This is a genomic window from Clostridium sp. DSM 8431 (genome assembly GCF_900116755.1).
GTDB lineage: Bacteria > Bacillota > Clostridia > Clostridiales > Clostridiaceae > Clostridium.
This window is the reverse complement of the sequence record NZ_FPBY01000200.1, coordinates 1-5,737: the sequence shown is the minus strand read 5'-3', so window position 1 is coordinate 5,737 and position 5,737 is coordinate 1. Positions and strand designations below refer to the sequence as shown.

The following is a 5,737-nucleotide window of genomic DNA, read 5'->3' as shown; positions in this document are numbered from 1 at the left end:
AATTCCTGTAAAAACGCCTAATAAGAATGCCCATGTTGAATCATTCCATAGGATTTTAGAAGATGAATGCTTTAAAATAAATGAATTTGAAACTTATACTGATGCTTATAGAATAGTTAATGAATTTATGATTTTCTATAATGAACGAAGATTGCATTCAAGTTTAGGATATATACCACCAAAGGAATTTTATACCCTTCACCTTGGAGAGAATCCACAAAAAATTTGCATAAAGATATAAAATTGAGAAAAACTTAGAATTTAATAGATTTTGTCCAATATAAAGGGGTTAATCCGTGAGAGGTCGGTAATCAAAATAATTGATTACCTCCTACTCGATTTACAGCATTATCTATAAATAATATTGTTATGATAACTTAGAAAAATGGCAAAACTAAAGTCATACTTTGCTGTTGAATAATTTTTGGTTCCTTGCACAATTTTAGATGGAGGTATTGTTGGAATAGGTATTATAACTTTTATAATAAATAGTTCATTTCTAATTATAGGAGCTAGAAAGCCTTAAAGCCTCTTCATTGTAAAATCAACCTAGGAAATGATTATATTTTCAATATTCTTAAGTGTTTTTGAAAACTTTGTAAATGCAACTGAAGATTATTTACTAGCTGTTTTGTTTGGAGAAATTATTTTAGGTATAGGTGCAGCCTTTCTTTTTGAGTTAGATAGAGCAATGTACAGTTTACTTACTATTTTATTACATCAAAAACTCTTGATACTATTGAAGAGGGACTAAATCATACTAAGGTAGCAATGATAATTACAAATGATATAGCTGAAGTTAGAAAATTGATATATAAAAGACTTGAAAGAACTGTTACAATTATGGAAGGAGAGGGGCTGGTAAGTGTAGAAATTTGCGAATTAAAAAATATAATAAGTTCAGTTAATGAATCTGCTTTTGTTACTATTAATGATGTATCAAAAGTTATAGGCAATCATATAAAAATGTATCTTATTAGTATAATAAAACGGGGAATGAAATAATGTGTAAAATAGTAAGAAGAGACATTATATAAAGCAGGAAGAAATCTACATTATCTTTTAAATGAAGGATATCCTCTAAAATCCTCTTCAGTCTTTATAGGTAACCACTATTTATTATCAGAAAGACAGAGATTAGCTATAGCAAGGGGAATATCTCCTTTAAAAGAAATAAATCTTAGAAAATCTAAGGAAATAAAGGGTGATTTTACAGGAAGAACTGTACATATAGATGGATTTAATACAATAATAACCCTTGAAGTTGCTTTATCTAATTCTCTTTTATTAAGATCTATGGATGGTACTATGAGAGATTTAGCAGGTCTTAGAGGTACTTATAAGATTATTGATAAAACTATTCTTTCAATTAATCTTATTTATAAAGCTTTAGAAGAGCTCAAAATAAAGAAGGCTATATTTTATATTGATGCTCCAGTATCTAACTCTGGAAGGCTAAAGCAGAAAATAGAAGAGCTTTTAACAAATGCTAATTTTGAAATAGAGGTGCAGGTTATTAATAATGTTGATTCTGTTCTAGAAAAACTTGATAATGTAATTACTTCAGATGCTATTATCCTTAATAAGTGCATGGGATGGATCAACTTAAATAGAAAGATTTTAGATAGTAATTTTCAGGACTATTCTTATGTGGATTTTGAAAAACTTTTAACATAAGTTGTAGCTTCTTCATTTTTGTTGAGTATTTACAAAATACAGGGGTGAGTTTATGATTAATATAACTTTTGTAAATAGAAATATCAAAAATCATATTAATTAAATATTCATATTAAGGAGAAAATAATGATGAGGAAAAGAAAAAAATATATGTTAATAGGTTGTACTAGTTTACTAGTTATCTTGATTGGAATAGGAGGAGTTATAGGGAATTATTTTTATAATACTTCTTTAAACCCCAATGCCTCAAATAGAACTTTGCCAGGCTCTTCAAAAAATGAAAAAAGCCCTAATTGGATTTTAGATGAAAGCAATTATGTAGATAGTTATATTACTTCTAATGATAACTTAAATCTACATGCCTATGAAATACATAATAACTCAAATATATGGGTAATTACAGTTCATGGCTATAATGGACAAGGTTTCAAAATGGATGGCTATGCTAAAGAATTTTATAATATGGGATATAATATTCTAGCTCCTGATTTAAGAGGTCATGGTAAAAGCCAAGGTGATTATATTGGCATGGGATGGGATGACAGGCTTGATATAGTTAATTGGATTAATTACATAACTGAAAAGGATGAGAAAGCTAAAATAATACTTCACGGTATCTCTATGGGAGCTGCAACTGTTATGATGACTTCAGGAGAAGATTTAGTAGATAATGTGAAGTGTATAATTGAAGACTCTGGATATACTTCAGTATGGGACGAGTTTTCTCATGAATTAAAAACAATTTTCAATTTACCTAATACACCAATTCTTCAATTAGCAAATATTGTGACAAAGGTTAGAGCAGGATATTTTTTCTCTGATGCAAGTTCAGTTAAGCAATTGAAAAAAGATAAAAAACCTATATTATTTATCCATGGAGATCAAGATAATTTTGTTCCATATTATATGTTAGATGCAGTCTATAATTCAGTAGATGTGGAAAAAGAAAAACTTGTAATAGAAGGAGCAGCCCATACTAAGGCTTTAGAAGTCAATCCAGATTTGTATTGGGAAAAGATAGGTGAATTTATTAATAAGTATATTTAAGTTTTAAAAACAGCTTTTTATAGCTGTTTTTTTAACGCATAGGAAAGTTTAAAATTTCTTTGATAGTGAACAATGATTATTACAAGCTTTTTGGTATGTAAGTTGTCCAATGCGTTAAAATCAAAAATATAGTGCCGCAAAAGAACCGAAAAGCAAAATAATTAAAAAGTATAGTACAATATTTCATATACTTTATATTATGTAATAAGGGGGATTTTAAATGCTACCTATTAAAAGAAAAATAAGTTCTTATAACCACTATGATGGGAACAATAATATTAAGTATATTGTTATTCACTATACAGCCAACAAAGGGGATACAGCCCTAAATAATGCAACTTACTTTTACGAAGGAAATAGAGATGCCTCTGCTCATTATTTTGTAGATGATAATTCTATATGGCAAGTTGTTGAAGATAATAATGGCGCCTGGCATGTTGGAGATGGCAAAGGTAAATACGGTATATCTAATACAAATTCCATTGGTATTGAGCAGTGCTGTAATAAACTTGGAGTAATATCAGTAGCTACAGAAAATAATTGTATTGAGCTTGTAAGATATTTAATGGATAAGTATAAGGTGGATATAGACCATGTTGTAAGGCATTATGATGCCAGCAGAAAAATATGCCCAAATTGGCAGGATAATAACTGGGCAAGATGGTGGAAATTTAAAGAGAAAATAAAATCAGAGGTGCTGGAGGAACAGGAATTGATAGTTAACTTAAAAGATTATTTTGTAGAGGACTATTATAGAGATAATAATCCAGATGTTGTAGCTATTTATGGAACTTCAAGAGAAGGTCTTTATAAACATTATATTGATTTTGGCAAAAAGGAAGGAAGAAAGCCTAATGCGTACCCGGATGACTGGAATGAAGCTTACTATCTTTTAAATAATCCTGATGTACTTCAAAATGTTAATACTGGAATAGGATATACCTCAGGGTTACATCATTATATTATGATAGGATATAAGGAAAATAGAAGTTATTCTATGCCACAAGTTTTAACAGATACTAAAAGTGAGAATATGGCAAAAGTAGTTAAGGGAGAAACAGTATATAGAGTTGTAACTGGTTCTTTTAAAGAAAAGAAGAATGCAGAAGCAAGACAAAGAGAACTTAAAGATAAAGGCTATGATAGTTTTATAGATTCTCATAATGTTTGAAAAAAAGTTAGAAAAATATACTGTAAACTTTAGATTAAATGTAGTTTGCGGACCTGAAAAAATTAAACAGGTCCATTTATTTTGGATTTAATAAGTCCTTCAACTGAAGGATATATATATTTATCATTAAGTTTTATAAGACCATGTCTACTAAGATCTTCAAAAGCTCTTTCTACATCTGCCATACTTAAATTTTTAATATCAATATCAAAGACAGTTAATGGTTTGCTGTTTTCTTTAAAATATGACTGCAGATAACGCAGTACAATATTACTTTTACCTTTTAACATACTATTCCCCCCTCTCATTAATATAATATTGACATAATTTTGAATTTAGAATCTTTAGTTTAAAATTTTTAATTTAAAATTCTAGAATCATTACGTTTTGTTTATTAAAAAAAAAGGATTTTGATAAAAAATTAACAATTCTTTTGTATAGAGGTTGATATACAAAATTATAAGGACTACAATGTACCTATAGAAAGGCTTGGCGATAAAATTCAAAGTAATTTTCAAAAGTCATCCCTCTCATTATTTAAGTAGAAAGAAGAGTTTAAATAAATAGGAGGAAATACAAATGAAGAAGATTTTATTAAACGGAGTAGACGGAAATTTCGGTTCAAAAGCCGCAAAAACATTACTTGAAAAATGGCCACATGAGGATTTAATATTCTCAGCACCAACAAAAGAAGGATTAAAAAATTATGAAGGTCTTGGAGTAGAACTAAGAGTTGCAGATTTTAACGATGAAGAGGGACTTGTTAAAGATTTCTCTGGAGCAGACACAATGATTCTTATTTCTATGCCCTTTGTTGGATCAAAGAGACGTGCTGTACAAAAAAGAGCATTAGATGCTGCAGTTAAGGCTGGAGTAAAGAAGATTGTATATACATCTATAGTAGGTGCTGGTGAAAAGAATATTGATACATATGAAGTCAATGATCATGTATGGTTTGAAGCCTATGTAAAGGAACAGCCAATTAAGTATTTATTTTTAAGAGATTCTCAATATGCAGAAGCTATGGTTTCTAACTATATAAATGCATATGAGAATACAAACAACATTCTTGCAAACAATATGGGTGATGGTAAGATGGCTTATATCTCTCGTGATGATTGTGCTTATGCTGCTGCTTGTGCTGCAATGAGTGACTGGGAAAATAGAGTTGTTAATGTAAATGGTCCAGAATTACTTACAATTGCTGAATACATTAACATTGCAAATGAAGTAACAGGACATAATGTAAAATATGTTGAAATTAGTGATGAAGAACAATATAAGTTCTTTGATTCCATTGGTGTTCCTAGAACAACAGAAGAAATGTGGGCTCAGACAGCTTCTAACTTCCCATTCTGTTCTGATGGTATGGTTACCTTCGGTAGAGCAATTAGAAAGAATCAGATGGCTGTATTTACAGATGACTTTGAAAAACTTACTGGTCGTAAGCCAATGACTGTTAAAGAATTATTTGAAGATATGAAACATCATTTAATTGGTGCTAGAACTTCAACAGATGACTAATATATTGAATGTTGCATAAATGAAGATGAAGTTGAAATGCAAGGATAAACCTTGGAGCCAAAAGCTCTAAGGTTTCTTTTTGTGCGCCCAGCATGGGCGTGCACTAATCGGTGAAAGTCCGTAACGGGGGCTGATAGTGCCAACCGTATAGCTTAAGACAAGGGTGTCCATTGTGAGGTGGAATCTGAAGGAAGTCGGCAGCAAAACTTTGGTCTGAGGTACACAAATCACATTTGAGGCTTATGTCTATGGGTAAGCTTGCAAAACAAAGTAAAGCCCTATAACTATCCGAAATAGACAGAGTAAATGTGGCAGATA

General features: G+C 30.3%; 8 protein-coding genes and 1 pseudogene. 8 read left to right on the top strand and 1 reads right to left on the bottom strand.

Annotated elements, in window-relative coordinates; translation table 11 throughout:
• From BM384_RS15070 to BM384_RS15045, 7 genes and pseudogenes are all read left to right on the top strand, one after another.
• The coding region (locus tag BM384_RS15070; RefSeq protein WP_139232148.1) for an integrase core domain-containing protein at positions 1 to 241 on the top strand (241 nt) is incomplete at its 5' end.
• A 315-nt stretch (positions 242 to 556) separates the two neighbouring features.
• Positions 557 to 754 carry a YitT family protein gene (locus BM384_RS15065; protein ID WP_090014807.1) on the top strand — a complete coding sequence of 66 codons (198 nt, stop codon included), beginning with the start codon at positions 557 to 559 and terminating at the stop codon, positions 752 to 754.
• A 17-nt stretch (positions 755 to 771) separates the two neighbouring features.
• Positions 772 to 1,005 carry a DUF2179 domain-containing protein gene (locus tag BM384_RS15060; protein WP_090014805.1) on the top strand — a complete coding sequence of 78 codons (234 nt, stop codon included), beginning with the start codon at positions 772 to 774 and terminating at the stop codon, positions 1,003 to 1,005.
• Positions 1,006 to 1,041: 36 nt separating this feature from the next.
• A pseudogene (locus tag BM384_RS18575) lies at positions 1,042 to 1,182 on the top strand (DUF434 domain-containing protein); the annotation flags it as partial.
• Positions 1,156 to 1,677 carry a DUF5616 domain-containing protein gene (locus BM384_RS15055; RefSeq protein ID WP_347455091.1) on the top strand — a complete coding sequence of 174 codons (522 nt, stop codon included), beginning with the start codon at positions 1,156 to 1,158 and terminating at the stop codon, positions 1,675 to 1,677. The pseudogene BM384_RS18575 and the gene BM384_RS15055, both read left to right, overlap by 27 nt.
• A gap of 129 nt (positions 1,678 to 1,806) precedes the next feature.
• Positions 1,807 to 2,724: an alpha/beta hydrolase gene (locus BM384_RS15050; protein WP_090014803.1), complete on the top strand. Its 918-nt coding sequence runs from the start codon at positions 1,807 to 1,809 to the stop codon at positions 2,722 to 2,724.
• 220 nt (positions 2,725 to 2,944) lie between these two features.
• On the top strand, positions 2,945 to 3,895 hold the full coding sequence (locus BM384_RS15045; protein WP_090014801.1) for an N-acetylmuramoyl-L-alanine amidase: 951 nt from the start codon (positions 2,945 to 2,947) through the stop codon (positions 3,893 to 3,895).
• A gap of 62 nt (positions 3,896 to 3,957) precedes the next feature.
• On the opposite strand, the gene BM384_RS15040 is transcribed toward BM384_RS15045, so the two are convergent.
• On the bottom strand, positions 3,958 to 4,185 hold the full coding sequence (locus tag BM384_RS15040) for a hypothetical protein (RefSeq protein WP_090014799.1): 228 nt from the start codon (positions 4,183 to 4,185) through the stop codon (positions 3,958 to 3,960).
• A 289-nt stretch (positions 4,186 to 4,474) separates the two neighbouring features.
• Here BM384_RS15040 and BM384_RS15035 point away from each other — a divergent pair, with 289 nt between their 5' ends.
• Positions 4,475 to 5,419: an NmrA family NAD(P)-binding protein gene (locus tag BM384_RS15035; RefSeq protein WP_090014797.1), complete on the top strand. Its 945-nt coding sequence runs from the start codon at positions 4,475 to 4,477 to the stop codon at positions 5,417 to 5,419.
• The last annotated feature ends 318 nt before the right edge of the window (positions 5,420 to 5,737 follow it).